23 protein-coding genes are annotated in these 26,603 nt (G+C 70.6%); 9 read left to right on the top strand and 14 right to left on the bottom strand.

Annotation, left to right across the window (positions count from 1 at the left end; genetic code table 11):
- Window positions 1–19: 19 nt before the first annotated feature.
- Complete coding sequence (locus ABD268_RS12860; protein WP_344152522.1) at window positions 20–1,384, bottom strand: M50 family metallopeptidase; 1,365 nt, start codon at window positions 1,382–1,384, stop codon at window positions 20–22.
- Window positions 1,381–2,496 carry a 1-deoxy-D-xylulose-5-phosphate reductoisomerase gene (dxr, locus tag ABD268_RS12855; protein WP_344152519.1) on the bottom strand — a complete coding sequence of 372 codons (1,116 nt, stop codon included), beginning with the start codon at window positions 2,494–2,496 and terminating at the stop codon, window positions 1,381–1,383. The genes ABD268_RS12860 and dxr overlap by 4 nt, the downstream gene beginning before the upstream one ends.
- A gap of 83 nt (window positions 2,497–2,579) precedes the next feature.
- On the opposite strand from dxr, the gene ABD268_RS12850 reads away from it, so the two are divergent.
- Window positions 2,580–3,275: a polysaccharide deacetylase family protein gene (locus ABD268_RS12850; protein ID WP_344152516.1), complete on the top strand. Its 696-nt coding sequence runs from the start codon at window positions 2,580–2,582 to the stop codon at window positions 3,273–3,275.
- Window positions 3,276–3,391: 116 nt separating this feature from the next.
- Window positions 3,392–4,735: a 4-aminobutyrate--2-oxoglutarate transaminase gene (gabT, locus tag ABD268_RS12845; RefSeq protein WP_344152513.1), complete on the top strand. Its 1,344-nt coding sequence runs from the start codon at window positions 3,392–3,394 to the stop codon at window positions 4,733–4,735.
- Window positions 4,736–4,795: 60 nt separating this feature from the next.
- On the opposite strand, the gene ABD268_RS12840 is transcribed toward gabT, so the two are convergent.
- The 7 genes from ABD268_RS12840 to ABD268_RS12810 form a co-directional block, all read right to left on the bottom strand.
- A complete protein-coding gene (locus tag ABD268_RS12840) occupies window positions 4,796–5,608 on the bottom strand; it encodes an ABC transporter permease (protein WP_344152510.1) in 813 nt (270 codons plus the stop codon).
- Between the two features lie 13 nt (window positions 5,609–5,621).
- A complete protein-coding gene (locus ABD268_RS12835) occupies window positions 5,622–6,467 on the bottom strand; it encodes an ABC transporter permease (RefSeq protein WP_344152507.1) in 846 nt (281 codons plus the stop codon).
- Window positions 6,468–6,471: 4 nt separating this feature from the next.
- Window positions 6,472–7,677 carry an ABC transporter substrate-binding protein gene (locus ABD268_RS12830; protein ID WP_344152504.1) on the bottom strand — a complete coding sequence of 402 codons (1,206 nt, stop codon included), beginning with the start codon at window positions 7,675–7,677 and terminating at the stop codon, window positions 6,472–6,474.
- On the bottom strand, window positions 7,674–8,747 hold the full coding sequence (locus tag ABD268_RS12825; protein ID WP_344152501.1) for an ABC transporter ATP-binding protein: 1,074 nt from the start codon (window positions 8,745–8,747) through the stop codon (window positions 7,674–7,676). The genes ABD268_RS12830 and ABD268_RS12825 overlap by 4 nt, the downstream gene beginning before the upstream one ends.
- 111 nt (window positions 8,748–8,858) lie before the next feature.
- The gene (locus ABD268_RS12820; RefSeq protein WP_344152498.1) at window positions 8,859–10,055 is read right to left on the bottom strand and encodes a saccharopine dehydrogenase family protein; all 1,197 of its coding nucleotides are present in this window, start codon (window positions 10,053–10,055) and stop codon (window positions 8,859–8,861) included.
- 1 nt (window position 10,056) lies between these two features.
- Window positions 10,057–11,490, bottom strand: coding sequence for a gamma-aminobutyraldehyde dehydrogenase (locus ABD268_RS12815; protein WP_344152495.1), 1,434 nt, complete (start codon window positions 11,488–11,490; stop codon window positions 10,057–10,059).
- A 107-nt stretch (window positions 11,491–11,597) separates the two neighbouring features.
- A complete protein-coding gene (locus ABD268_RS12810; protein WP_344152492.1) occupies window positions 11,598–13,265 on the bottom strand; it encodes an amidohydrolase in 1,668 nt (555 codons plus the stop codon).
- Window positions 13,266–13,396: 131 nt separating this feature from the next.
- Between ABD268_RS12810 and ABD268_RS12805 the strand changes: the two genes are divergently transcribed.
- Window positions 13,397–14,782: an aspartate aminotransferase family protein gene (locus ABD268_RS12805; protein ID WP_344152489.1), complete on the top strand. Its 1,386-nt coding sequence runs from the start codon at window positions 13,397–13,399 to the stop codon at window positions 14,780–14,782.
- A 210-nt stretch (window positions 14,783–14,992) separates the two neighbouring features.
- On the top strand, window positions 14,993–15,958 hold the full coding sequence (locus ABD268_RS12800) for a hypothetical protein (RefSeq protein WP_344152486.1): 966 nt from the start codon (window positions 14,993–14,995) through the stop codon (window positions 15,956–15,958).
- Window positions 15,959–16,061: 103 nt separating this feature from the next.
- On the opposite strand, the gene ABD268_RS12795 is transcribed toward ABD268_RS12800, so the two are convergent.
- The 4 genes from ABD268_RS12795 to ABD268_RS12780 are packed head-to-tail and all read right to left on the bottom strand — an operon-like array spanning window position 16,062 to window position 20,105.
- Window positions 16,062–16,910, bottom strand: coding sequence for an ABC transporter permease (locus ABD268_RS12795; protein ID WP_344152483.1), 849 nt, complete (start codon window positions 16,908–16,910; stop codon window positions 16,062–16,064).
- The gene (locus ABD268_RS12790) at window positions 16,907–17,767 is read right to left on the bottom strand and encodes an ABC transporter permease (protein WP_344152480.1); all 861 of its coding nucleotides are present in this window, start codon (window positions 17,765–17,767) and stop codon (window positions 16,907–16,909) included. The genes ABD268_RS12795 and ABD268_RS12790 overlap by 4 nt, the downstream gene beginning before the upstream one ends.
- Window positions 17,768–17,773: 6 nt before the next feature.
- Window positions 17,774–18,934: an ABC transporter ATP-binding protein gene (locus tag ABD268_RS12785; RefSeq protein WP_344152477.1), complete on the bottom strand. Its 1,161-nt coding sequence runs from the start codon at window positions 18,932–18,934 to the stop codon at window positions 17,774–17,776.
- Window positions 18,927–20,105 carry a polyamine ABC transporter substrate-binding protein gene (locus tag ABD268_RS12780; protein ID WP_344152474.1) on the bottom strand — a complete coding sequence of 393 codons (1,179 nt, stop codon included), beginning with the start codon at window positions 20,103–20,105 and terminating at the stop codon, window positions 18,927–18,929. The genes ABD268_RS12785 and ABD268_RS12780 overlap by 8 nt, the downstream gene beginning before the upstream one ends.
- 169 nt (window positions 20,106–20,274) lie before the next feature.
- Between ABD268_RS12780 and ABD268_RS12775 the strand changes: the two genes are divergently transcribed.
- Genes ABD268_RS12775 through ddaH form a run of 3 tightly spaced genes read left to right on the top strand, consistent with a single transcriptional unit; the run spans window position 20,275 to window position 22,905 of the window.
- On the top strand, window positions 20,275–20,757 hold the full coding sequence (locus ABD268_RS12775) for an Lrp/AsnC family transcriptional regulator (protein WP_344152471.1): 483 nt from the start codon (window positions 20,275–20,277) through the stop codon (window positions 20,755–20,757).
- Window positions 20,742–22,139, top strand: a complete 1,398-nt coding sequence (locus tag ABD268_RS12770) for an NAD(P)/FAD-dependent oxidoreductase (RefSeq protein ID WP_344152468.1) — start codon at window positions 20,742–20,744, stop codon at window positions 22,137–22,139. Before ABD268_RS12775 ends, ABD268_RS12770 begins: the two co-directional genes overlap by 16 nt.
- A 4-nt stretch (window positions 22,140–22,143) precedes the next feature.
- Window positions 22,144–22,905 carry a dimethylargininase gene (ddaH, locus tag ABD268_RS12765; RefSeq protein ID WP_344152465.1) on the top strand — a complete coding sequence of 254 codons (762 nt, stop codon included), beginning with the start codon at window positions 22,144–22,146 and terminating at the stop codon, window positions 22,903–22,905.
- A gap of 6 nt (window positions 22,906–22,911) precedes the next feature.
- Here ddaH and ABD268_RS12760 read toward each other — a convergent pair whose 3' ends face one another.
- The gene (locus ABD268_RS12760; RefSeq protein ID WP_344152462.1) at window positions 22,912–24,357 is read right to left on the bottom strand and encodes a M1 family metallopeptidase; all 1,446 of its coding nucleotides are present in this window, start codon (window positions 24,355–24,357) and stop codon (window positions 22,912–22,914) included.
- A 192-nt stretch (window positions 24,358–24,549) separates the two neighbouring features.
- On the opposite strand from ABD268_RS12760, the gene ABD268_RS12755 reads away from it, so the two are divergent.
- On the top strand, window positions 24,550–25,464 hold the full coding sequence (locus ABD268_RS12755; protein ID WP_344152459.1) for a serine protein kinase RIO: 915 nt from the start codon (window positions 24,550–24,552) through the stop codon (window positions 25,462–25,464).
- A 25-nt stretch (window positions 25,465–25,489) separates the two neighbouring features.
- The gene (locus ABD268_RS12750) at window positions 25,490–26,596 is read left to right on the top strand and encodes an LOG family protein (protein ID WP_344152456.1); all 1,107 of its coding nucleotides are present in this window, start codon (window positions 25,490–25,492) and stop codon (window positions 26,594–26,596) included.
- The last annotated feature ends 7 nt before the right edge of the window (window positions 26,597–26,603 follow it).

Here is a 26,603-nt window from a genome sequence, read left to right as displayed (position 1 = left end):
CACCGACGGCCCGACCCCCTCAGGAGTCGATGTGGAGCGGGACCACGAGGTCCCCGACGATCAGCACCAGGCCCATCACCAGCAGGCAGGCGGCGACGCCGTACGCGATCGGCAACAGCTTCGCCACGTCGACGTAGCCGGGGTCCGGACGCCCGCGCAACCGGGCGAACGCCCGGCGTACCGCCTCCCACAGCGCGCCGGCGATGTGCCCGCCGTCGAGCGGCAGCAGCGGGATGAAGTTGAACATGCCGATGAAGAAGTTGAAGCCGCCGATGAGCATCAGCAGGAACACGGCCTTGTCGACCAGCGGGAAGCCGTGCTCGGAGACCGTCTCACCCGCGAGCCGGCCGCCGCCCACGATGCTGACCGGGCTGTCGATCGCCCGGTCCTTGACGCCCGCGATGGCCTCGGCGACACCCCAGACCTTCACCGGGAGGGTGCCCAGTGCCTTGACCGTGTCGACGGTCATCGTGCCCATCTGGTCGAGCGTGTAGACCGGACCGCCCGTCCCGAGGTGGGAGGTCGGAGTGAAGCCCAGGAAGCCCACCGGCTTGAGGGTCTCGTCGGTCGCCGACGTGGGCCGGGGCGTGACCATCGTGTTGGTGGTGAGGACCTGGGTACGGCCGTCGCGCTCGACGGTGATCTTCGCGGTGCCGGCGGCGTTGGCCCGGATCAGGTCCTGGAGCTGCTGCCACTGGGTGATCTCGGTGCCGTTGAACGCGACGATCCGGTCGCCCTCCTGCAGTCCGGCCTTGACCGCGGGGCTGACCGGGTCCTGGGCGGTGCAGACGCGGCCGGACTCGGCCGCGGGGACGACGCACGCCTCGACCCGGTCGACGACGGGCGAGATCCGGACGTCGCTGGGGTTGCCGTAGGTGGCGAACACCGCGGCGAAGATCCCGAACGCGATCAGGATGTTCACCGACGGCCCGCCGGCCATCACGATGACCTTCTTCCACCAGGGCATCTTGTAGAAGAGGCGGTCGGAGTCCTCGGGACGGATCGTCTCCCACTCGGCCGCGCGGGCGTCGGAGATCAGCTGGGTGAACATGCCGGTGTTGGACTTGCGGACCCGGACGACCTGGTTGCCCATGGCGTCCTCGGTGACCTCCTCGGCCCCCGCTGGACCGGCAGCCTGCTCCGCGCCCGGGGGCAGCATCCCGACGATCTTGACGTAGCCGCCGAGCGGGACGCCCTTGACGCCGTACTCGGTCTCGCCGATCCGCTTGCTCCACACGGTGGGGCCGAAGCCGATGAAGTACTGGGTGACCTTCCCGCCGAACTTCTTCGCGGGAATCATGTGGCCGAGCTCGTGCAGGCCGATCGAGGCCAGGATGGCGACCGCGAAGATCACCACGCCGAGCAGGTAGTACAGGGCAGTCATTCGCCACCTTCACAAGCCGAGCCGTCGATGGTCCGCTGGGCCTCGTCCCGCGCCCACGCGTCGGCGGCGAGGACGTCCGCCACGTCCAGCCGCTGGTTCGAGGGTACGTCGTGCCGCCCGAGGACGTCGGCAATCGTCGTCACGATGTCGTTGAAGGCGAGCCGCCCGCGGCGGAACGCCTCGACGCACACCTCGTTGGCGGCGTTGTAGACCGCGGGCGCGGTGCCGCCGGTCTCCCCCGCCCGCCGGGCCAGCGCGACCGCCGGGAACGCCTCGTCGTCGAGCGGGAAGAACTCCCACGTCTCGGGCCGGGACCAGTCGACCGCGGGCGCCGCGTCGGGCACCCGGTGCGGCCAGTCCAGGCCGAGCGCGATCGGGATCAGCATCGTGGGCGGGCTGGCCTGGACCAGCGTCGAGCCGTCGACAAACTCGACCATGGAGTGCACGACGCTCGTCGGGTGCACCACCACGTCGATCCGGTCGAAGGGGATGTCGAAGAGCAGGTGCGCCTCGATCACCTCCAGCCCCTTGTTGACCAGGGTCGCGGAGTTGATCGTGATGACCGGTCCCATGTCCCAGGTGGGGTGGTTCAGCGCCTGCTCGGGGGTGACGCCCGCCAGCTCCGCGCGGCTGCGCCCGCGGAAGGGTCCGCCGCTCGCGGTGAGCACCAGCCGGCGTACCTCCGAGGCGGCGCCGCCGCGCAGGCACTGGGCGAGGGCCGAGTGCTCGGAGTCGACGGGCACGATCTGGCCCGGCGCGGCACGCTCGAGCACCAGCGGGCCGCCCATGATCAGCGACTCCTTGTTCGCCAGCGCGAGCGTGTTCCCGGCATCCAGCGCGGCGAGCGTCGGGCGCAGGCCCACCGCTCCGGTGATGCCGTTGAGCACGACGTCGCAGTCGTGCCCCGCGGCCTCGACGCTGGCCTCCTCGCCCAGACCGTGGAGGGCGGGCGAGAACTCGGCCACCTGCTGCTCGAACAGCTCGGGGTTGGAGCCGCCCGCGGTCAGGCCGACCACGCGGAAACGGTCGGGGTTGGCGCGCACCAGGTCGAGGGCCTGGGTGCCGATCGAGCCGGTGGAGCCGAGGACGACGACATCGCGGGGCTTGCTCACCGGGCCATCCTCGCAGCACCCACATTGAGGTATCGAACGGGCGCTGGAGGACACCGGCACCGCGAACTGCGCACGATGGGACCGTGCGTCGCTTGCTGCTCGCGGCGGTGCTGGGGCTGGCCCTGCTCACCGCACCGCCCATCGGTGTCGGGTCCGCTGCGGCCGCCGCCGGTTCGGCCGCATGCCCCTCGGGGTACGTCGCGCTGACCTTCGACGACGGGCCCTCCGCGGCGAACACCCCGCGCCTGGTCCGCATCCTGCGGCGCGTCCACGCACCCGCCACGTTCTTCATGGTCGGCCAGCAGGTGGCCGCGGCGCCCGCCGCGGCCCGGCTCGTCGGGAAGTCGGGATTCCTGGTCGGCAACCACAGCTATCGGCACCAGAACATGACCACCCAGACCCGGGCCCAGATCCGCCACACGCTGCGTGCCACCGAGCGCCGGTTGCGCGCGACCGGGCTGCACCCCAGCGACCTGATGCGCCCGCCGTTCGGCGACATCGACCGCCGCGTCCGCCGGGCCGTGCGCAGCGTCGGGCTGGTCCCGGTGCTGTGGGACGTCGACGCACAGGACTGGTCGGGGGGATCGAGGAAGGCCATCGCCAGGCGCGTCCTCGCGGGGCTACGGCCGAACCTGAGCAACATCGTGCTCCAGCACGACGGGGCCGCGGGCTCCCGCGCCTCGATCGCCGCGGTCCCCCGGATCGTCCGCGTCGCCCGCAAACGCGGCTACTGCTTCGTGGCGCTCGACGCGCGCGGGCGGCCCGGCTCGCCGCCGTGACGGCAGGCGGCGGTCGGCGCATGAACGCGGCATCAGAGCGACGAAAAGCGCGGTGTCGATCGAGGCCGACGGCGGGATCCGTCGCCATGTCGCCGATCGGCAACTAGTCTCGATCCATGGCTTCCCACCTCACCGGCGGCCCCTCGCTCCCCCAGGAGCGCCGCCTCGTCACCCAGATCCCCGGACCCGCCTCGCTGGAGCGGCTCGACCGCAAGAAGCAGCACGTCGCGGACGGCGTCGGCACCACGCTCCCCGTCTTCGTCACCGCGGCCGGCGGCGGGGTGCTCGTGGACGTCGACGGCAACTCGCTGATCGACCTCGGGTCGGGCATCGCGGTGACCAGCGTCGGCAATGCGGCGCCCGACGTGGTCTCGCGGGTCCAGGAGCAGGTGGCGGCGTTCACGCACACCTGCTTCATGATCACGCCGTACGACGGCTACGTCGACGTCTGCGCGGCCCTCGCGGAGCTGACGCCGGGCGACCACGCGAAGAAGTCGGCCCTGTTCAACTCCGGCGCCGAGGCGGTCGAGAACGCGGTCAAGATCGCCCGCGTCGCCACGGGCCGGGACGCGGTCGCGGTCTTCGACCACGCCTACCACGGGCGCACCAACCTGACGATGGCGATGACGGCCAAGAACATGCCGTACAAGCAGGGCTTCGGGCCGTTCGCGGGCGAGGTCTACCGCGCACCGATGTCCTACCCGTTCCGCGACGGGCTCTCCGGCGAGGAGGCCGCGGCCCGGGCCATCGACGTCATCGAGAAGCAGGTCGGCGCGAGCAACCTCGCCTGCGTGGTGGTCGAGCCGATCCAGGGCGAGGGCGGCTTCGTCGTCCCCGCGCGCGGCTTCCTGCCGGCCCTCACGGAGTGGTGCACCCGCAACGACGTGGTCTTCATCGCCGACGAGATCCAGACCGGCTTCTGCCGCACCGGCGACTGGTTCGCCTCCCACCACGAGGGCGTGGTCCCGGACCTGGTGACCACCGCCAAGGGCATCGCCGGGGGGCTGCCGCTGGCGGCCGTGACCGGGCGCGCGGACCTGATGGACTCCGTCCACGTCGGTGGGCTCGGTGGGACCTACGGTGGCAACCCGGTCGCGTGCGCCGCCGCACTGGGCGCGATCGAGGAGATGCATTCCCACGACCTCGCCGGCCGGGCCCGGCAGATCGGTGCGCTGATGCACGAGCGGCTCACGGCGATCGCCGGCGACCACCCGGTGATCGGCGACCTGCGCGGCCGCGGGGCGATGATGGCGATCGAGCTCTGCGAGCCGGGCACTACGCTGCCCGACCCGGTCCGCACGGCCGCGGTCTCGGCGTACTGCCACCAGCAGGGGGTCGTCACGCTCACCTGCGGCACCTGGGGCAACGTCCTGCGCCTCCTGCCCCCGCTCGCGATCTCCAACCCCCTGCTCCACGAGGGCCTCGACGTGCTGGCCGAGGCCTTCGCCGCCACCGCCTGACCCGTGCCCCCACGCCGACTCGGCACCATCCGCGGGTACAACTGCGCCGAGTCGGCCTTGTCAGCGGGCGCCGGTGAGCCCCTCGGCGGTGCTGCCGGAGAGGCGCTGGGCGAGGTAGATCGGGATCGCGGAGAGGAGCACCAGGACCGCGGCGACCACGTTGACGACGGGGCCCTGGTTGGGGCGGAAGAGGTTCTGGAAGATCCAGATCGGCAGCGTCTGGTCGGTCGCGCTGATCGTGAACGTGGTCACCACGATCTCGTCGAACGACAGTCCGAAGGACAGCAGCGCCCCGGCCAGCAGCGCCGAGCGGAGCATCGGGAAGGTGACGAGCCGGAACGTCGTGAACGGCCCGGCCCCGAGGTCCATCGACGCCTGCTCGAGGCTGCCGCCCAGCCGCTGCAGGCGTGCCTGCACGTTGTTGAAGACGGTCACGATGCAGAAGGTGGCGTGCGCCACGACCACGGTGAACAGGCTCAGGCCGACGCCCAGGATCGTCGTGAACGCGTTGCTGAGCGCGATCCCTGTGACGATGCCGGGGAGCGCGATGGGGAGGATGATGACCAGGGAGACGACGTTGCGCCCGAAGAACCGGGTCTGCCGCAGGGCCAGCCCGGCCAGGGTCCCGAGCACCATCGAGACCGCGGTCGCCGCCAGCGCCACCTCGACGCTGGTCCACAGCGCAGACCGCGCCGCCGTGCTGTGCAGCGCCGCGTCCCACCACTTCAGGGTCAGGTCCGGCGGCGGCCAGGTGAAGGTGCGGTCGACGTTGAAGGAGTTGACCACCACGAGCGCCAGCGGGATGTAGACCAGCACCAGTACCAGCACCGTGAACCCGAGCAGGAAGACCCGCAGGCCTCGCGACATGGTCATGGCCCGCCCTCCCCTACAGGTTGTCCAGCGCGCCGGTGCGGCGTACGGCGGCGAGGTAGACCAGCATGACGGCGATCGGCACCGTGGCCACCGCGGCGGCGAACGGCAGGTTGTTGGCCGCCCCGATGTTGTCGTACACCACGTTGCCGAGCAGCTGGCTGGTGCCGCCCACGATCCGCACCGCGATGAAGTCGCCCATCGTCAGCGAGAACGTGAAGATCGACCCGGCGACCAGCGCCGGGAACGCCTGCGGGAGCACCACCCGCAGCACCGTCGTCCAGGAGCGAGCCCCGAGGTCCGCGGACGCCTCCAGCAGCGAGTCCGGCAGGCGCTGCAGGCCGGCGTACACCGGCAGGATCATGAAGGGCAGCCACAGGTAGGCCAGCGTCATCGTGAGTGCGAGCAGCCCGTAGCCGGGTGACTGCAGGCCGAACGGGCCCAGCACCCAGTCGAGGAGCCCGCCCTCGGACAGCATCCCCCGCCAGGCGTAGGCCTTGACCAGGTACGACGCCCACAGCGGCATCAGCACCGCGATCACCAGCAGCCGCTGGGCGCGCGGGGAGGCGACCTTGGCCATGTAGAGGGCGACCGGGAACGCCAGTACCGCGTCGATCACCGTGACCAGGGCCGCGATCTCGAGAGTGCGCACGGTGATGGTCCGGTAGACGTCGATGGTGAACAGGTCCCGGAAGTTGTCCAGCGTCCACTGCCGCTGGATCTCGCCGGTGAAGTCGTCCTGGGTCCACAGCGAGGTGATGAGCAGCGCGGCAAGCGCGGCGAGGTAGGCCACACCGAGCCAGAGCATCGGCGGCAGCAGGAGCAGTCCGGTGCGAAGGCCCTGCCTCGGCGCGCGTGCCACCGGCTCAGCCCTTGATCTCGGTCCAGGCCTGGGTCCAGTCGCCGTAGTCGGTGCACTGGACGTCCGTCCGGCCGTCGAGGCAGTCGGAGATCGGCGTGGTCCAGTACCAGAGCTTGTCGGAGTAGGCCTTGTCCTCGGCGTGCCAGTCGTCGCAGAAATTCTTGTCGACGGTCAGGGCGCAGGCCTTGGTGTTGGCCGGTGCCTCGCCGAAGTACTCCGCCACCTGCGCCTGCGGCCCGGGGCCGGCGATGTAGTCCATCCACGCATAACCGCAGTTGGAGTGCGACGACTTGGGGTTGATCATCCAGGTGTCCGACCAGCCGGTCGAGGTCTCCGAGGGGAAGACCGTCTTGATCGGCGCGCCCTCGGCCTGGGCGGTGAGCGCGTTGTACTGCCACGCCGTCCCGATCACCGTGTCGCCCGTCTTGAAGCCCGACACCTCCTGCAGGTAGTCCGACCAGTACTCCCCGACGTACTTGCGCTGGTTCTTCAGCAGGTCGACCGCGGCCTGCAGCTGGTCCTGGTCGAGCGCGTAGGGGTTCTTGATGCCGAGGTCCGGCTGGTGCTTCATGAGGTAGAGCCCCGCGTCGGCGATGTAGATCGGCGAGTTGTAGGCCGTGACCTTGCCGGGATAGTCAGACGCGCCCCCGAAGACCGCGCCCCAGCTGGTGGGGGCGGGCTTGACCACTTCGGTGTTGTAGGCGAGAAGGTTCGCTCCCCAGCCGTGCGGGATGCCGTACATCTGGCCGTTGACGGAGTTCCAGTCGCGGTCCTTGAGGAAGGGCGCGATGTCGGCGTAGTTCTCGATCAGGTCGGTGTTGACCGGTGCGGCATCACCGGAGGCGATGAGGCGTAGTGAGGCGTCACCGGAGGCCGAGACCACGTCGTACTCGCCGGTCTGCATCAGCTTGACCGCCTCGTCGGAGGTGTTGAAGTACTTGACGTTGGCCTGACAGCCGGTCTTCTTCTCGAACGCCGTCACCCAGTCGTAGTTCGGGTCGTTGCTGCCGTCCTCCGCGTAGCCCGGCCAGGCCAGGATGTTGACCTGCCCCTCCATGTCGCCGATCGACTGCTTCATCGGCAGGTCCGGTGGCGTGAACCCGCCGTTGCCGCTCGAACCGCTGTCGGAGCTGGTGCCGCATCCCGAGACCGCGACCAGGAGGGCTGCGGCGGCCACCGCCGCGAGCCGCCTGGGACTGATCTTCTTCATGCTCTCTCCTCCTCAGGGGACGCCACCGGGCCGGGACGGGGTCCGCCCAGGGGGACGAGGTTGTCGCGCTGCCAGACCAGCGCGACCGGGTGGTCGCGGCGCTCGAGCGCGGCGTCGATGGTCTTGTCGGCGTTCTGGTGCGACACGGTGAGGGTGACGCCGGCGTCGAGGTCGACCACCGAGTGCGTGGTGGCGCCGAGGTAGACGACCTCGCGAACCACGCCGCGGGCGACGCAGGTGCCGTCACCGGCGGCGGGGGCGGCCTCGGGGGCGGTCATGGTGACCTTCTCCGGGCGGATCACGAAGGTGCCTTCCGCGCCCACGAGCTGCTCCGCCACCTCGCCCTGCAGCAAGTTGGAGGTGCCCACGAAACCCGCGACGAAGGCGCTGGCCGGGTGCTCGTAGAGCTGCACCGGAGTTGCGAGCTGCTCGATGCGCCCGTTGTTGAAGACCGCGATGCGGTCGCTCATCGTGAGCGCCTCCTCCTGGTCGTGGGTGACGAACACGAACGTGATGCCGACGTCGCGCTGGATCTCCTTCAGCTCGATCTGCATCTCCCGCCGCAGCTGGAGGTCGAGCGCGCCGAGCGGTTCGTCGAGCAGCAGCACCTTGGGACGGTTGACGAGGGCGCGGGCCAGGGCCACGCGCTGCCGCTGGCCGCCGGAGAGCTGGTGCGGCCGACGGTCGTCGTACCCGGCGAGCCGGACCGTCTCGAGGGCGTGCTCGGCCCGCTTGCGCCGCTCGGCCCGCGGCACCCTCTTGACCCGCAGGCCGTACTCCACGTTCTGCCGCACGCTCATGTGCGGGAAGATCGCGTAGTCCTGGAAGACGGTGTTGACGTCACGGGCGAACGACGGCCGCCCGCTCACGTCCTCGCCGCCGAGGGTGATCGTCCCGTTGGTCGGCTGCTCGAACCCGGCGATCAGCCTCAGCACCGTGGTCTTGCCCGACCCGGACGGGCCGAGCATCGAGAAGAACTCGCCGTCCGCGATCTCGAGGTCGAGGCCGTCCACCGCGCGCACTTCACCGAAGTGCTTGCTCAGTCCCCGGAGCTCGATCGCGGTCGACATGGCTGAACGGTAGCGCCACCCAACTGCGAGTTCCATCGTCAAAGGTCATGAAAACAACGGTTTTCGCAGGCGCAGCCACTGCGTGACGGACTTTTGCCCAGCCCCAGCCGGTCAGAGCTCCTGCAGGCCCCAGGGGCTGCCGTACTCGGTGAGAAGGTCCAGGAACGGGACAGCGTCGAAGGCCTCCGGCCCGAGCACCCCGGAGCCCGACCAGGTGCCGTTCGCGAGCAGCTCGAGGGCGACGACCGGGTTGATCGCGGTCTGCCACACGACGCACTGGTGGCCGTACTCCTGCATCGACCACTCGTTGTCGACCACGTGGTAGAGGTACGTCGACCTCGGGGCGCCGTCCTTGCCCTTGCCGATGACCCACAGGCCGGCGCAGGTCTTGCCCTTCATCCGCGGGCCGAGCTCGGCCGGGTTCGGCAGGCAGGCGGCCACCACGTCGCGCGGGCTCACCTCGACTCCCCCGACCTTCACCTTGTCGGTCCGGTCCAGCCCGAGCTTGTGCAGCGTCTTGAGGACCTCGATGAACTCGTCCCCCAGGCCGTACTTGAAGGTGGCGCGCCGGCAGTCGACCCAGCGCGGCATGAGGAGGACCTCCTCGTGCTCGACGTTGACGCACTCGACCGGTCCGATCCCCTCGGGGAAGTCGAACACCTCCGGCTCCGAGAAGGGCGGGGTGGTGCGCCACTCGCCGTTCTCCCAGATCACCGGCGGGTTGAGGCACTCCTCGATCGTGGTCCAGATGGAGAAGCTGGGGGCGAAGTCGTAGCCGTCGACGGTGAGGTTCGCCCCGTCGCGGGTCCCGAGCTCGTCGATCTCGCTGAACAGGTGGTCCGCGGCGTACCGCGCGAACACGTCCGAGAGGCCCGGCTCGACGCCGATCCCCACCAGCGCGAGCCGCCCGACCGACTCCCAGTCCTCGGCCCTGGCGAACTGCTCGTCGCCGAGCTTGACGCCGGTCTTCTCGTACGGCGCCTCGGAGTGCGGCCGGGAGAGCGACATGGCCATGTCGAGGTAGTCCGCGCCGGCGGCGAACGCACCCTCGAAGATCGGCATCACGAACCGCGGGTCCACGGCGTTCATCACGTGCGTGATCGCGTGCTCGCGGCACAGGTAGGTCACCGAGTCGGCGCTGCTCGCGTCGACCCGGGCGGCGCTGAACCGGTCGTCGGCGACGGCGGCCTTCTCCGCGCTCTCGACGTTGTAGTCCGCGATCACCACGGCCTCGAAGAAGTCGCGGCGCGCGGCGATGGCAGCGAACGCCGCACCGACGCCGCCGGCGCCGATCAGCAGGATCCTCATCTCACTCCCCGATGTAGGACATCACGTGCTTGACGCGCGTGTAGTCCTCGAGGCCGTACATGGACAGGTCCTTGCCGTAGCCGCTGTGCTTGAAGCCGCCGTGCGGCATCTCGGCGACGATCGGGATGTGGGTGTTGATCCACACCGCTCCGAAGTCGAGCTTGCGCGCCATCCGCATGGCGCGCCCGTGGTCCTTAGTCCACACCGAGGACGCCAGGCCGTACTTGACGCCGTTGGCCCAGCGCAGCGCCTCGGCCTCGTCGCTGAACCGCTGCACGGTGATGACCGGGCCGAAGATCTCGTCCTGGATCTGCTCGTCGTCCTGCCGGAGGCCCGAGAGCACCGTCGGCTCGTAGAAGTAGCCGCGGTCACCCTGCCGCCTGCCGCCGGCCTCGACCCGCGCGTGGTCGGGCAACCTGTCGACCATGCCCGTGACGCGATCGAGCTGGTTGACGTTGTTGAGCGGTCCGTAGAGCACGTCCTCGTCGTCGGGGAGCCCGGTCCTGGTGCTGCGGGCCTGCTCGGTCAGCGCCGCGACGAAGTCGTCGTGCACGCCCGGTCCGGCGAGCACCCGGGTCGCCGCGGTGCAGTCCTGGCCGGCGTTGAAGTAGCCCGCGCCCGCGATCCCCTCGGCCGCGGCCTCGACGTCCGCGTCGTCGAAGACGATCACGGGGGCCTTGCCGCCGAGCTCGAGGTGGACTCGCTTGAGCTGGTCGGCCGCCGAGTGCGCGACCTGGACGCCGGCGCGGACCGAGCCGGTGATCGCGACGAGCTGCGGGATCGGGTGCTCGACCAGGGCCCGGCCCGTGTCCCGGTCACCGGTGACGACGTTGAACACGCCCGGCGGCAGGAACTCCTGGGCCATCTCGGCGAACAGGGTGGTCGAGGCGGGCGTGGTGTCGCTCGGCTTGAGCACGACGGTGTTGCCGGCCGCCAGCGCCGGGGCGATCTTCCAGACCATCATCATCAGCGGGTAGTTCCACGGCGTCACCTGGCCGACCACACCGATCGGCTCGCGGCGGACGAAGGAGGTGTGGTCCTTGAGGTACTCCCCCGCGGCCCTGCCCTCCAGCACCCGGGCGGCCCCAGCGAAGAAGCGGATCTGGTCGATCGCCGGCGGCAGCTCCTCGTCGACGGTGAAGCCGATCGGCTTGCCGGTGTCCTTCGACTCGACGTCGACGAACTCCCGGGACCGCTTCTCCAGCTCGTCGGCGATCTTGAGCAGGGCGCGCTGGCGCTCCGACGGCGTGCTGTCGGCCCAGGTCTCGAAGGCCTGCTCGGCGGCCTTGTAGGCACGGTCGACGTCCTCGCCGCCGGATGCCGGCGCGGTCGCGTAGACCTCGCCCGTGGTCGGGTCGATCACGTCGTAGGTCTCCCCCGACGCTGCGTCGACGAGCTCGCCGTTGATGACGTTGCGGAACGTCGTGTCAGCCATGGTGCAGCCCTCCGGTGTTGTCAGCGGTGGCAGTGAGCCTAGCCATCACACAACGGAATCTGTAGGGGCCCGCGTTTCCAATGACGGATTCCGTCACTGCGAGGGACTCACGCTTCGAAGACCTTCCGTCCGTCGATCCACGTCGAGACGACCTTGGTGGCCCCGATCTCGCTCGCCGGACCGGCGAACGGGTCCCGGTCGAGCACCACCAGGTCGGCCGCCCTTCCGGCCTCCAGCACGCCCGCGTCGTCGCGGTGGTTCACCCAGGCCGAGCCCGACGTGTAGGCCGCGAACGCCGTCTCGAGCGCGAGGGCCTGCTCGGGCAGGAAGGGCACCTCCCCGGCCGGTCCCGGCTCGTCGTACGCCGTGCGGTTGACCGCGACGTGGATCGCGGCGAGCGGGTCGGGACTGCTGACCGGCCAGTCGCTGCCGGCCGCCAGCCGGGCGCCGGCCCCGTGCAGGTCGCCGAACGGGTACTGCCGGCGCGCCCGCTCCGCACCCAGGAACGGCAGCGTCAGCTCCGTCATCTGCTCGTCCAGGCACGCCCACAGCGCCTGGATGTTCGCCACGACCCGGAGCGCCGCGAACCTGCCCACGTCGTCGAGGTCCACGAGCTGGAGATGGGCGATGTGGTGCCGCAGGTCCCCGTCGCCGAGGGCGCGACCGGTGTGGGCGAAGGCGTCGAGCGCCTCCCGGACGCCCCGGTCCCCGATCGCGTGCACGTGTACCTGGAACCCCTCGGCGGCGAGCGCCTCGACGTACCTCCCCAGCGCGGCCGGATCGACGAACGAGTGCCCGGCGTTGGCGGTCGGGTGCCCGCAGCGGTCGAGGTAGGGCGAGGTCATCGCAGCCGTGCCGTTCTCCGCCACGCCGTCCTGCATGATCTTGACGCTGGTGGCCCGGAACCTGCCGTGGGTGTACTCCGCGCGCCGGGCGACGAGCTCCGCGACCTGCTCCGCACCGCGGTCCCGGTCCCACCACAGCGCCCCGACCACGTGGGCGGTCAGGTCGCCGGCCCGGGCGGCGTGCAGGTACGTCGGGCCGGGGTCGTCCATGCCGGCGTAGGCCCCGACGATCGCGTCCTGCCACCCGGTCACGCCGACCGAGTGGAGGTGGGACTGCCCGGCCAGCAGCGCCTCGTAGTACTCCGGGGCGCTCGTCGCGGGCAGGTGCCGCGCGACGGCGTGCATGGCGCCCTCGTGCAGGGTGCCGGCGGGTCGCCCGTCGGCATCCCGCTCGAACCGACCGTCCGACGGATCCGGGGTGTGCGCGTCCACCCCAGCGATCTCGAGGGCGCGGCTGTTCACCCAGGCGCCGTGGTGGTCACGGTTGGGCAGGAACACGGGGCGGTCCGGGACCACGAGGTCGAGATCGGCCGCGGTGGGGGTACCGCCCGGGAAGGCCGCCATCGCCCAGCCGCCGCCGAGGATCCACGGCAGCTCCAGGTGCCGTCGGGCGTAGTCCCCCACCCGGGCCAGGTAGTCCTCGCGCGTGCGCCCCTCGGACAGGTCGCAGCGGAGCCGCTCGAGACCGCCCTGCACGGCGTGGACGTGGGCGTCGACGAAGCCGGGCGCCACCAGGCCGCCCCCGAGGTCGACCTCGGTCACCGGCGCCCCCGCCCCTTGATCGAGCTGCCCCAGCCGGTGATCGAGCCCGTCGAGATCAGGCCCCGTCACGACGGCGGCGATCCGGCCGTCACGGAGGACCACCGCGCCGGGCCCGGCGTACCGGTGCCCGTCGAAGAGCGTCCCGTTGCGCAGCACCACCGTCGTCATGGCCGCATTCAAGCAGCGTCGCCCTCCCAGACACCCGACCCCGCGTCGAATCGCTGCGGATTTCGCGGCGTGGGACGCGATTCACCACGGATTCACTTGCCCGGAGGCGATTCTTTGGCGACCATGGGGGCATGCACCCGGACTACGACCATCTGCAGCAGGCCGCGAAGGACCACCTGTGGATGCACTTCACGCGGCATTCGACGTACGACCACGCGGACGTGCCCGTCATCGTCCGCGGCGAGGGCGCCTACATCTACGACGCGCAGGGCAAGCGCTACCTCGACGGGCTGGCCGGGCTCTTCGTGTCCCAGCTGGGCCACGGGCGCACCGAGCTGGCCGACGCCGCCGCGAAGCAGGCCCGCGAGCTGGCCTTCATGCCGCTGTGGTCCTACGCCCACCCCTCGGCGATCGAGCTGGCCGCGCGGGTCGCGGGCTACGCGCCGGGTGACCTGAACCGGGTCTTCTTCACCAGCGGTGGCGGCGAGGCGGTCGAGAGCGCCTGGAAGCTGGCCAAGAACTACTTCAAGCTGACCGGCAAGCCGACCAAGCACAAGGTCGTCAGCCGGGCCATCGCCTACCACGGCACCCCGCAGGGCGCGCTGTCCATCACCGGCCTGCCGGGCATGAAGGCGCAGTTCGAGCCGCTGGTGCCCTCGACGTTCCGGGTGCCGAACACCAACTTCTACCGGGCCGCGGAGCACGGCGCCGGCGAGGCGGCGCGCGACGAGGAGGCCTTCGGTCGCTGGGCGGCCGACCGGATCGCCGAGGCCATCGAGTTCGAGGGCCCCGACACCGTGGCTGCGGTGTTCCTCGAGCCGGTGCAGAACTCCGGCGGCTGCTTCCCGCCCCCGCCCGGCTACTTCCAGCGGGTCCGCGAGATCTGCGACGAGTACGACGTGCTGCTGGTCTCCGACGAGGTCATCTGCGCGTTCGGGCGCCTGGGCCACATGTTCGGCGCGGAGCGGTACGGCTACCAGCCCGACATCATCACCTGTGCGAAGGGCCTGACCTCGGGCTACTCGCCGCTGGGTGCGATGATCGCCAGCGACCGGCTGATGGAGCCGTTCCTGCACGGGCACGAGTCGTTCGCCCACGGCTACACCTTCGGTGGGCACCCGGTCTCGACCGCGGTGGCCATGGCCAACCTCGACATCTTCGAGAGCGAGAAGATCAACGAGCACGTCCGCGACACCGAGGGCGCGTTCCGGGCCACCCTCGAGAAGCTCACCGACCTCCCGATCGTCGGCGACGTCCGCGGCGACGGCTACTTCTACGGGATCGAGCTGGTCAAGGACAAGGCCACCAAGGAGACCTTCAACGACGACGAGGCCGAAAAGCTGCTGCGCGGCTACCTCTCCAAGGCGTTGTTCGACGAGGGCCTCTACTGCCGGGCCGACGACCGCGGCGACCCGGTGGTCCAGCTCGCTCCCCCGCTGATCTGCGACCAGGAGCACTTCGACGAGATCGAGCAGATCCTGCGCGTGGTCCTCGACAAGGCCTACTCCCTGCTCTGATCCCCACGCCGAGTCGGCGCAGTTGTACGCCGCGAACCCGCCGAGTCGGCGCAGCTTGACCGGCCGGGCCGGCCCGGTCGTACGACGCGCCCGCCGAGTCGGCGCAGTCTGACCCAGCCGAGCCGGCGCAGTCGTCGTGGCTGGCCCTGGTTCTCCACAGACTCGAAAAAGCCAGTGGCGGCCCCGGCGTCGTCGGGAACAAGTCTCGGCATGACTCGAGACAACGCACTGTTCCTGGATGACAGCTTCCCGCTGCCGGTCGACCGACCCTTCACTCGCAGCATGGCCCTCGGCGCCGGCCTCACGGACCGGCGGCTGGGGGCCCTCGTGAGGGATGGCTGCCTCAGACGGTCGATCGAGAGCGTCTACGTGCCCACACAGGTGCCCGACGGCCTCGACCTGCGGGCGGAGACCCTGCTCCTCGTCGTGCCGGACGGCTGCTTCGTCTGCGACGAGACCGCGGCCTGGTTGCACGGGGCGCCCATGGCCATGGCCCCGAACTCACACCTCGAGGTGCCGAAGGTGTCGTACTTCCGGCCCGCCGACGCGGGCCGGCTCCGCAACAAGCTGGTCACCAGCGGCGAGCGCACCCTCACCGAGGACGACCTCATGGAGGTCAGGGGGATCCTCACCACGACGCCCTTGCGGACGGCCCTCGACCTGGGCCGACTGCGTCGACGGGACCAGGCGCTGGCCGCGCTGGACGCCCTGCTGCGGCTGGGTGTCTTCACGCACGAGGAGCTGCTGGCGTCGATCGAGCGCTTCGCTCGCCAGCGCGGCGTCGTACAGCTGCGCTGGCTGGTCCCGCTCGCCGACGGACGTGCCGAGTCTGCGGGCGAGTCCGCGCTCCGCCTGCGCTGGTACGACGCCGGGCTGCCGCGGCCCCAGCTGCAGATCGAGATCGTCGTGGACGGCAAGGTGGTGTTCCGGCTGGACCTCGGGCTCGAGGAGCTGCTGTTCGCCGCCGAGTACGACGGCGTGGAGTGGCACTCCTCGGACGACCAGGTCGAGGCAGACGACTCGCGCCGCGGGTGGCTGGCCGAGCAGCGTCGTTGGCTCATCGAGGTGTTCGGGAAGGCCAACGTCCACGGTTTCCACCAGGACGCGGACCGGCGCCTCGCCGCGGCGTTCCAGCAGGCGAAGGCCACCTACGGCACACGCACCTTCATCATCTGAGCTCTACCGCCTTGTGCGTACAACTGCGCCGACTGGGCCTCCTGCGCGGGTGAAACTGCGCCGACTCGGGCTCCCGTCCGGGTGAAACTGCGCCGACTCGGCCTTACGAGGGTCGTCTGGCGCTTGCGAGCTCCGCGCCGACGGGGCCCTCGGTCAGGCTGCGTCGCCGTTGCCGGTTCCGGGCCTCGCCGCCCAGGACGATCGCGATCGAGATCACGAACATGACGGTGCCGACGACGTTGACCTGCATGGGTACGCCGCGCTGGGCGACGCCCCAGACGTACATCGGGAAGGTGGTCGTGTTGCCGGCGTTGAGGTTGGTGATGATGAAGTCGTCGAAGGACAGCGAGAAGCTGAGCAGCGCCGCGCCGAGGATTCCGGGGAAGACCAACGGGAAGGTCACCCGCCAGAAGGTCTGCGACGGCGTGGCGTAGAGGTCCATGGCCGCCTGTTCGAGGTTGTCGTCGAGCCCGGCGAGCCGGGCCCTGACGGTCACGACCACGAACGACAGGCAGAACATGATGTGGGCGATGAGGATCGTCCAGAACCCGAGCTGACCCGCGAAGCCGGAGGCGACGAAGAGCGCCAGCAGCGAGGACCCCATCACGATCTCGGGTGAGGCCATCGGCAGGAAGATCAGCAGGTTGGAGGAGGACCGCCCGGCGAAGTCGTAGCGGACGAGCGCGAAGGCGGCCAGGGTGCCGAGGATCGTCGCCACCAGGGTCGCGGCCAGCCCGATCTCGACGCTGCGGCCGAGCGCCTCGCACATGCTCGGGTCCTCGCAGGGATTGAGCCAGTTGTGCAGGGTGAACGCGTCGAACTGGTAGACCAGCCGGCTCTGCGGGTCGTTGAAGCTCATCAGGACCACGACCGCGATCGGGATGAAGGTGTAGGCGAGGACCACCAGGCCCAGCAGCAGGACGAGGTGGTCGCGGAGCCAGCGGATGCTCACAGCAGCTCCTCCGTCCCGGCGCGGCGGATGTAGGCGAAGACCATCCCGACGATGATCACCATCAGGATCATCGAGAGGGCGGCCGCGGCCGGATAGTCGTTGGCATCGGTGAAGAGGCTCTGGATCACGCTGCCGACCATCCGCTGGTTGGGGCTGCCGAGCAGCTGGGCGTTGATGAAGTCACCCGCGGCCGGGATGAACGTCAGCAGCGTCCCGGACACCACCCCGGGGAGCGAGAGCGGCCAGGTGACCTTGAAGAAGCCCACCACCGGGTTGGCGTAGAGGTCGCTCGAGGCCTCGATCAACCGGTGGTCGATCTTGTCGATGCTGGCGAACAGCGGCAGCACCATGAACGGCAGGAAGTTGTAGGTCAGACCAGCGACCACCGCCACCGGGGTGGCCAGCAGCCGTCCGTCCGGCCCGAGCAGGTGCACGGCCTGCAACGTGTTCACCACGAGCCCGTCGTCGGCCAGGATCAGCTTCCAGGACAGGGTCCGCACCAGGAAGCTGGTGAAGAACGGCGCGATCACCAGCACGAGCATCAGGTTCTTCCACCGCCCCGCCTTGAACGCGATCGCGTAGGCGAGCACGTAGCCGAGGACCAGGCACAGCAGCGTCGCGACGCCGCCGTACACGAGCGACCGGACCAGTGGCCGCCAGTAGTCCTGCAGCGCGTGCTGGTAATTGCTCCACTGGTAGGTCATCTCGTACCCGCGGAAGTCCGAGCCGGCCGGGTCGTAGAGGCTGGTCGCGAGCAACGAGTAGAAGGGGATGACGAAGAACAGCACCAGCCACAACGCGGCCGGGATCAGCAGCAGGTAGCCGATCGCGCCGCGGCGGCGCGTGAAGTCGCTCATGGCAGGTCAGTCCTCGCTGCCGCGTTGCGCACCGGCCGCAGCGTCCTGGCTGTAGTCGAGCAGGAACGCGTAGTCCGGTCGCCACGAGAGCTCGACCCGTTCACCCTGCCGGAACAGCCTGCGGTGGCCGGTGTTCTGCTGGAAGACTTGGAGCTCCTGCCCCCACGGCATCCGGACGAGGTACTGGGTGCTGACCCCGACGAAGCTGACGTCGCTCACCACCCCGCCGGGGACGCTGTTGCCGGGCGCGTCGAGCTCCTCGCCCTCCTCACCGATGAGCACCTTCTCGGGCCGGATCCCCACCCAGCCCTTGTTGCCGTCAGCGTGTGCTCGCGTCAGCGGGATCGAGACCCCGATGCCGTGCATGTCCACGGTCACGACGTCGGCCGAGCGGTCCTTCACCGTGCTCTCGATCAGGTTGGACTGGCCGAGGAAGTTGGCCACGAACGTCGACCGCGGGTTCTCGTAGAGGTCGGTCGGCGAGCCCATCTGCTCGATGATGCCCGCGTTCATCACCGCGACCGTGTCGGCCATCGTCATGGCCTCCTCCTGGTCGTGGGTGACGTGCACGAAGGTCTGGCCGACCTCGTTCTGGATCCGTTTGATCTCGATCTGCATCGAGCGGCGCAGCTTGAGGTCCAGGGCCCCGAGGGGCTCGTCGAGCAGCAGCACCTGCGGCTCGTTGATCAGCGCGCGGGCCAGGGCGACGCGCTGCTGCTGGCCGCCCGAGAGCTGGGCGGGCTTCTTGCGCGCCTGGCTGGTCAGCTCGACCAGCTCGAGCATCTGGTTGACCTGCGCGTCCACGTCCGACTTCTTGCGCCGGCGCAGCCCGAACGCGACGTTCTCGAAGATGTCGAGGTGCGGAAACAGGGCGTAGCTCTGGAAGACCGTGTTCACGGGCCGCCGGTAGGGCTTCGCGGACGTGATGTCCTCACCGCCCAGGGTGATGGACCCCGACGTGGGTGTCTCCAGCCCCGCCACCATCCGCAGGGTCGTGGTCTTCCCGCAGCCCGAGGGCCCGAGGAGCGCGAAGAACGACCCGCTCGGGATGTCGAGGTCCAGCATGTCCACCGCCGTGAACGCGCCGAAGGACTTGGTCACCTCCCTGAGCCGGAGCCCGTCGAAGCTGTCGTCCCCGGGGACGGATGTCGCGTCCTGCTCAGCCACCTGTGACATCGGAGAAATCCCTTTCGTACTCGACCGTCTGGCGGTCGTCGAGCGGCATGAAGTCGAAGGCCACGGACAGCGTCTTCTCGTCGGGGAAGATCAGCTGGTTGTCGACCAGGGACGGATCGATCTTCTCCATCTCCTGGCGGGCGCCCTCGACCGGACAGATGTAGTTGACCCACGCCGCCAGCTTCGCGGCGACCTCGGGCTCGTAGTAGTAGTTGATCCACTCCTCGGCGTTCGCCTGGTGGGTCGCGTGGTTGGGGACCATCATGTTGTCGCTCCAGAGCGACAGCCCCTCCTCGGGCGTGACGAACTTGATGTCCGGGTTGTCGAACTGGAGCTGGATCACGTCGCCGGACCACGCCTCGCAGGCCACGATGTTCCCGGCCGCGAGGTCCTGGATGTACTCGTTGCCGGTGAAGGCCCGGACCTGCCCGGCCGACACGACCTCCTGCAGCCGGTCGATCGCGTTCCCCCACTGTGCCGAGGTGAACTTGGTCGGGTCGGCGCCGACGACCTTGAGCATGAACCCCATCGTGTCGCGCATCTCGGAGAGCAGCGTGATCCGGCCCTTGAGGTCGGAGCGGCTGATGAGCTCGTCGAAGCTCTTGACCTCCCCGGTCTTGGCCGCGTTGTAGGCGATGCCGGTCAGGCCACTCTGCCACGGTGCGTGGTAGGTGAGGTCGGGGTCCCACTGCCGGTTGCGCAGCGGTTCGATCAGGTTGTCGTGGAGGTTCGGGACCTTCGCCTTGTCCAGCGGCTGGATCCAGCCCAGACCGATCATCCGCGCGGCCATCCAGTCGGTCAGGATGATCATGTCCCGCCCGATGGTCTCGCACGCGCCGAGCTGGTTCTTCACCTTGGCGTAGAACTCGGCGTTGTCGTTGACGTCGTCGGTGTAGTCCACCGTGATGCCCGTGCGGTCCTCGAAGACCTGGAAGGTGGAGTCCGACTTCTTCTTCGGATCGATGTAGCCCGGCCAGTTCGAGATCACGAGCTGCTTGTCGCTCGCGGACGCGTCGGTCGACCGGCACTCCGCCGGCTTCTGCTGCGCTCCGTCGGTGGCGAAGAACGGGAGCTTCAGGGCGGCCAGGCTCGCGCCGACGAACGCGACACCGCCGGCGCCCTGGAGCAACCCGCGTCTGGTGAGCCCCCGAGTGTTCGGCATGTCCGGCGTCATCGAACTCCCTTCGAGTGTCTCCCCCTCGATGCTCGGATCGTGCCATGTCCCGCGCCCCTCGACAAGCGATCCCGTCGGTTCGAAACCTCTACGCAACGAAATCCCTCGTCCGCGACCCACCGGAAATCTTTGACCGGCAGTCCTGCACCCTGCGAGCATGCGTCGCATGAACCGCAAGAACGACCACCCCGTCATCCAGCTCGACGAGGTCTCCAAGGCGATCATCGAACAGCTCCAGCAGGACGGTCGCCGGTCGTACGCCGCGATCGGCAAGGTGGTGGGCCTCTCCGAGGCGGCGGTCCGCCAGCGTGTCCAGCGGCTCATCGACAGCGGGGTCATGCAGATCGTGGCCGTCACCGACCCGCTCGAGCTCGGGTTCGCGCGCCAGGCGATGGTCGGGGTCAAGGTCACCGGCCCGCTCGAGCCGGTCGCCGACAAGGTCGCCGAGCTCGCCGAGGTCGACTACGTCGTGGTCACCGCCGGCGCCTACGACCTGCTGGTCGAGGTGGTCTGCGAGAGCGACGAGCACCTCCTCGAGCTGCTCTCCTGCCGGATCCGCACCATCGAGGGCGTGGCCGCGACCGAGACGTTCATGTACCTGCGGCTGCGCAAGCAGACCTACTCGTGGGGCGTCCGCTGAACCAGCGCCCGGCGTACGACCGGCTCTCGTTCTGGCACGAGACGGCCGGGAACGACCCGACGCCGCGTGCGTCGCTGCCGGGCGACCTCGACGTCGACGTGGCCGTCGTGGGCGCCGGCTTCACCGGGCTGTGGACCGCCTACTACCTCGCCGAGGCCGACCCGTCGCTGCGGATCGCGGTGCTGGAGGCCGAGGTCGCGGGGTACGGCGCGTCGGGCCGCAACGGGGGCTGGTGCTCCGCCCTGTTCCCCGCCTCGCTCCCCTCCCTGGCCGCGATGTCCGACCGGCCGGCGGCGCTGGCCCAGCACCGGGCGATGCGCGAGACCGTCGACGAGGTCGCGCGGGTCGCCGCCGCCGAGGGCATCGACGCCCACCTCGCCAAGGGCGGCACGATCACCCTGGCCCGCAACCGGGCCCAGTGGCAGCGCGCCCGGCAGGAGGTCCGCGACGCCCGGGCGTGGGGCCGGGGCGAGGACGACCTGCGGCTGCTGGACGTCCGTGAGGCGACCTCGGTCCTCGCGGGTGCCGGCACCCGGGGCGCGACGTACACACCGGACTGTGCGGCCATCCACCCGGGCCGTCTCGTCCGCGGGCTCGCCGAGGCCGTCGAGCGGCGCGGCGTGCGGATCTTCGAGCAGACCCGCGTCACCGACATCGACGCCGGCCGGGTCCGCACCGAGCACGGCACCGTCCGGGCCGGCACGGTGGTCCGCGCCACCGAGGGCTACACCCCGATGCTGCCGGGCCACGCCCGCACCGTGGTGCCCGTCTACTCCCTCGTCATCGCGACCGAGCCACTGCCGGCCGAGACCTGGCAGCAGATCGGGCTGGCCCGGCGCGAGACGTTCACCGACCACCGGCACCTGATCGTCTACGGCCAGCGCACCGCCGACGACCGGATCGTCTTCGGCGGCCGCGGCGCGCCGTACCACCTCGGGTCCCGCGTCCGGCCCGAGTTCGACCGCGACGAGCGGGTCTTCATGAAGCTGTACGCCGCCCTCCTCGACCTGCTCCCCGTGCTCGCGGGCACCCGCGTGACGCACGCCTGGGGCGGCGCGCTCGGGATCCCCCGGGACTGGTGCGCCTCGGTCGGGCTGGACCGCGGCACCGGCCTGGGCTGGGCCGGCGGCTACGTCGGCGACGGGGTCAGCACCACCAACCTCGCCGGGCGGACCCTGCGCGACCTCGTGCTGGGCCGCGACACCGACCTCACCGCGCTGCCGTGGGTCGGGCACCGGTCACGGCCCTGGGAACCCGAGCCGCTGCGCTGGCTCGGCATCAACACCGGGCTGCGCGCGATGACGCTGGCCGACGGCGAGGAGCGGCTGACCCGGCAGCAGAGCCTGGTCGCCCGGGCCGTCGCGCCCCTGCTGGGACACTGACCCGATGAACCGCGCGCTGGTCCGTCGCCCGAGCCCCCGCCTCGCCGAGGGGCTGCTCACCCACATCGCCCGTACCCCGGTCGACGCGGACCTCGCCCGCACCCAGTGGGAGGGGTACGTCGCGGCGTTGCGGGCCGAGGGCTGGGAGACGGTGGAGGTGCCGCCGGCCGACGACTGCCCCGACGCCGCGTTCGTCGAGGACACCGTGGTCGTCCTCGGCGACCTCGCGGTCATCAGCCGGCCCGGTGCGGACGAGCGGAAGCCGGAGACCGCCGGCACCGAGGAGACCCTGGCCGGGCTGGGCTACCGGATCGCGCGGATCGAGGCGCCCGGCACCCTCGACGGGGGCGACGTCCTCAAGCACGACCACACCGTCTGGGTCGGCCTCGGCGGCCGCACCAACGCCTCCGGCGTCGAGCAGCTCGCCGCCCTGCTCGGTCCGGAGGGTGCCACCGTCGTGGGCGTGCCGGTGAGCCGGGTGCTGCACCTGAAGTCCGCGGTGACCGCGCTGCCGGGCGGCACCGTGGTGGGCTACCAGCCGCTCGTCGACGACCCCGCGGTGTGGGACGACTTCCTGCCGGTGCCGGAGGAGCCGGGCGCCCACGTGGTGCTGCTCGACCACGAGACGGTCCTGATGTCGACCAGCGCTCCTCGCACCCGCGCCCTGTTCGAGGATCGCGGGCTGCGCGTCGTCGCGGTGGACATCGGCGAGTTCGAGAAGCTCGAGGGCTGCGTCACCTGCCTGTCCGTGCGGCTGCGCGGCTGAGCGCTCTCAGGCCAGGCCGTTCGCGGCGGTCCGGGCCGGACGCGCGCCGTCGCGCAACCAGGCCTGGAAGAACCCGTCGAGGTCCTGGCCACTGACCTGCTCGGCCAGCGCGACGAAGGCCTCGGTCGAGCCATTTCCGCCACGGTTGTCCCGCAGCCACTGGTGCAGGAGCCGCCAGAACGCGTCGCTCCCGATCCGGTGCCGCAGCGCCTGCAGCGTCATGCCGCCACGCTCGTAAACCGGCCACTCGAAGAGCCGGTCCGGTCCCGGGTCGGCGATGTCCAGGCCCCAGAACCACGAGTCGTCGGCGTGGTCCTTGTAGGTGTCCAGCAGCCAGCTCTGCGCGGGCAGACCGCCGTGCGCCTCGGCGTACCGGGCCTCCATGAAGGTCGCCGCCCCCTCGTTGAGCCAGATGTCGCGCCAGCTCTCCACGGCCACCGAGTCACCGAACCACTGGTGCGCGAGCTCGTGCACCACGGTGCTCGGGGAGCTGAGGTGCATGTCGTAGGTCGGCCGGGTCTGGTTCTCGAGCGCGAAGCCCGAGCTCAGGCGCGTGGTCAGGCCCCCCGTGGTCGAGAACGGGTAGCGCCCCAGCTGTCCCTGCAACCAGTGCACGATCGCCGGCGTGCGCTCCATCAGCCGCAGCAGGCGCGCACGGTCCGGGCGCGCGATCTCTCGGGACACCGCGACCAGCCACGGCACGCCGTGGTCGCGGCCCTGCCGCACCGCGAAGTGGCCGGCCGCGAAGAACGCCAGGTAGGGAGCCATCGGCTCGGCCGCCCGCCAGTGCGTCGTCGCGCGGTCGCCGTGCACGGTGCGGGAGACCCGCTCCCCGTTGGCGATCACGTCCATGTCCCGGGGCACGGTGACGTGGATGTCCATGCGCGCCTTGTCCCGGGGGTGGTCGTTGGCCGGGAACCACCAGGCCGCGATGTGCGGCTCGTTCATGGCGACGACCTCGGTGTCGTCGGCGAGCCAGTTGCGCTCCCCGTCCCAGCCCCTAGCGGCGGGGCGGCCGGAGTACCGCACCACGACGTCGTACGTCGAGCCGCTCCGGATCGGGGCCGCCACCGTGACCTCGTGCGGGTTCGGCCGGGACCACTCGGCCCGCCGACCGTCGACCCGGACGTCGCGCACCGGCAGCAGGAAGTCGAGCTGGAAGCCACCGAGGGTCTCCGTGGCGCGGAGGGTGAGGCGGGTCCAGCCCGAGATGCGGCGGTCCTCGAAGTCGTAGGCGTCGTGGATCTCGTAGCGCCGGACGTCGATGCCGCCGTTGCCGTCGAGCGGGAAGTAGGGGTCGCCGATCCCGTCGCTGCCGTACGGCGCGGAGGTCCCCGCCACCGACTGTCCCGGGAGGAGGCCCAGCACCATCCCCGCGGCCGCCAGCGCGACGGTTCGGCGCAGCCGGGTGCCGGGCCGGGCGGGACGTCCGCCCGGGTGTCGTCGCTGCACGGCGTGAACCTAGCCGACTCCCGGCGTAAATCAGTTGTGCCGCTCGGACGCCGGCCAGCACCATGGTGGGACCCGGGCGCTTGCGCCATCCCGCAGCCGTGCCCATGACCGAGAGGAGCCGTGACATGTCAGCCACTGTCCTCGGCCTGTCCGCAGACCGTCCCTCTCTCATCTCATGGAGCACCCACACCGATGTCCCAGGACTTCACGCACCACGAGCAGTACACCTCTGACAACCTCGTCCGGCTGCCGGGCAACGACGCGGCCGACGACACGCTCGACGGGATCGACCCGTCGTTCGTCTTCGACTTCGCCGCGTACGACGAGATCGACGACTCCTCCCAGCGCTGGTCCACGTGGCTCAGCGTCGAGCCGCTCTCGCGCGGCCCGGAGCCCCGCCCCGACTGGGTGGTGACGTCCCAGGGCGCCATCGACACCGAGCTCGGGATCCTCAAGACCGGCAAGGAGGCCGACGTCTTCCTGGTCGAGCGGGCCGACCCGGCCGACCCCGGCGGCGCCGTCGTGATGGCCGCCAAGCGGTACCGCAGCAACGAGCACCGCAGCTTCCACCGCGCCGCGGCGTACACCGAGGGCCGCAGCACCAAGCGTTCCCGCGACGAGCGCGCCCTGAAGCGCAAGAGCACCTGGGGCAAGGTCGTCGCGGCGGGCGAGTGGGCGGTCTCGGAGTGGGACGCCCTCAAGCGCTTCTGGGAGATCGGCCTGCCGGTCCCCTACCCGGTGCAGATCGACGGGACCGAGATCCTGATGGAGTGGATCACCACCGACGGTGACACCGCGCCGCGGCTGGCCCAGACCCGCCCCGAGCCCGGCCTGCTGGCGTCGTACTTCGAGCAGCTGCGTGAGGCGATGGCCACGATGGTGCAGCACGGCGTCGTCCACGGCGACCTCTCGGCGTACAACATGCTCGCCGCGGGCGAGCGGCTCGTGATCATCGACCTGCCGCAGATCGTCGACCTGGCCGGCAACACGGCGGGGATGGACTTCCTGATGCGGGACTGCGCCAACGTCTGTGGGTGGTTCCGCGGCAAGGGGCTCGAGGTCGACGAGCACGAGCTGTTCGGGGAGCTGGTGGCACACGCGTTCTGAGGTCGCGACGGCGTAGGTTTCCGGTGTGAGACACACCCGGGGCCGCGTCGTCGAGATCGAGACGCTGGAGGAGTTCGACCGCCGGATGGCCCGGGGCACCACCAACCTGTCGGGATGGTGGGTCCGGGCGGTCGACCTCTCGGCACGAGGGGCGGACCTGGCACGGTGCGAGGTCGCCGGCGCGTCCTTCCTCGGCTGCACGTTCGCCGACGGGGACGCCGGGCGGATCGAGTCACGCGGCGGGATGGTCTTCCCAGCGATCCCGGAGGTGCCGGTCGACCCCTACCGCTCCTCGCTCTACACCGCTCGCGAGCTGTACGACGCGACGTCCTACCCCGCCAGCCTCGACGCCCGCGCGTACGCCTGGTCGAAGGGCCCGGGCGACCAGGACGCCCTGCTCGCCCGGGCCCTGCACGACCACGCCATCGACCAGGCGCTGGTCGACTGGGTCCGACCGCGCCACCTGGTCGGGGTCATGGGCGGGCACGCCCTGCGACGCGACGAGCCGGCGTACGCCGACGCGGCCCGGCTGGGTCGGCTCCTGGGGCGGCGCCACGTGGTCACCACCGGTGGCGGCCCGGGCGCCATGGAGGCGGCCAACTTCGGCGCCCGCCTGGCCGACCGTCCCGTCGAGGACCACGAGAAGGCGCTGGCCCAGCTGGCCGCGGTGCCCGGTTACCGACCCTCCGTCGGAGCCTGGGCCGACGCCGCGCTCGACGTCCTGGACCGCTGGCCGGGCGCCACCGAGTCGCTGGGCATCCCGACCTGGCACTACGGTCACGAGCCGCCGAACGTGTTCGGCACCGCAATCGCGAAGTACTTCCGCAACGCCACGCGCGAGGCGATCCTGGTCGAGGTCTGCGACGCCGGCATCGTGTTCCTGCCCGGCGCCGGCGGCACCGTCCAGGAGGTCTTCCAGGACGGCTGCGAGAACTTCTACGCCGACGAGTCCTCGGTCGCGCCGATGGTGCTGATCGGCCGCAGGTACTGGACCGAGACCGTGCCCGCGTGGCCGCTGCTCGCGTCGCTGTCGCGCGGTCGCGTCATGGAGCCCCACGTGCACCTCGTCGACACGGTCGAGGAAGCCGCCGACCTCATCGAAAACACCACGCGGGAGGCTCGCGAAAACTAGGGTTTCG

The organism is Nocardioides koreensis (genome assembly GCF_039531775.1).
Lineage (GTDB): Bacteria > Actinomycetota > Actinomycetes > Propionibacteriales > Nocardioidaceae > Nocardioides > Nocardioides koreensis.
The sequence above is the reverse complement of the archived record's forward strand: the minus strand, read 5'-3'. Positions and strand labels throughout refer to the sequence as shown.

What these genes read in the sequence shown, in the direction of transcription:
- ABD268_RS12860 (WP_344152522.1), bottom strand. Translation starts at nt 1,384, where the DNA reads ATGACTGCCCTGTACTACCTGCTCGGCGTGGTGATCTTCGCGGTCGCC.
- gabT (WP_344152513.1), top strand. Translation starts at nt 3,392, where the DNA reads ATGGCTTCCCACCTCACCGGCGGCCCCTCGCTCCCCCAGGAGCGCCGC.
- ABD268_RS12840 (WP_344152510.1), bottom strand. Translation starts at nt 5,608, where the DNA reads ATGACCATGTCGCGAGGCCTGCGGGTCTTCCTGCTCGGGTTCACGGTG.
- ABD268_RS12830 (WP_344152504.1), bottom strand. Translation starts at nt 7,677, where the DNA reads ATGAAGAAGATCAGTCCCAGGCGGCTCGCGGCGGTGGCCGCCGCAGCC.
- ABD268_RS12825 (WP_344152501.1), bottom strand. Translation starts at nt 8,747, where the DNA reads ATGTCGACCGCGATCGAGCTCCGGGGACTGAGCAAGCACTTCGGTGAA.
- ABD268_RS12820 (WP_344152498.1), bottom strand. Translation starts at nt 10,055, where the DNA reads ATGAGGATCCTGCTGATCGGCGCCGGCGGCGTCGGTGCGGCGTTCGCT.
- ABD268_RS12815 (WP_344152495.1), bottom strand. Translation starts at nt 11,490, where the DNA reads ATGGCTGACACGACGTTCCGCAACGTCATCAACGGCGAGCTCGTCGAC.
- ABD268_RS12810 (WP_344152492.1), bottom strand. Translation starts at nt 13,265, where the DNA reads ATGACGACGGTGGTGCTGCGCAACGGGACGCTCTTCGACGGGCACCGG.
- ABD268_RS12805 (WP_344152489.1), top strand. Translation starts at nt 13,397, where the DNA reads ATGCACCCGGACTACGACCATCTGCAGCAGGCCGCGAAGGACCACCTG.
- ABD268_RS12800 (WP_344152486.1), top strand. Translation starts at nt 14,993, where the DNA reads ATGACTCGAGACAACGCACTGTTCCTGGATGACAGCTTCCCGCTGCCG.
- ABD268_RS12790 (WP_344152480.1), bottom strand. Translation starts at nt 17,767, where the DNA reads ATGAGCGACTTCACGCGCCGCCGCGGCGCGATCGGCTACCTGCTGCTG.
- ABD268_RS12780 (WP_344152474.1), bottom strand. Translation starts at nt 20,105, where the DNA reads ATGCCGAACACTCGGGGGCTCACCAGACGCGGGTTGCTCCAGGGCGCC.
- ABD268_RS12775 (WP_344152471.1), top strand. Translation starts at nt 20,275, where the DNA reads ATGCGTCGCATGAACCGCAAGAACGACCACCCCGTCATCCAGCTCGAC.
- ddaH (WP_344152465.1), top strand. Translation starts at nt 22,144, where the DNA reads ATGAACCGCGCGCTGGTCCGTCGCCCGAGCCCCCGCCTCGCCGAGGGG.
- ABD268_RS12755 (WP_344152459.1), top strand. Translation starts at nt 24,550, where the DNA reads ATGTCCCAGGACTTCACGCACCACGAGCAGTACACCTCTGACAACCTC.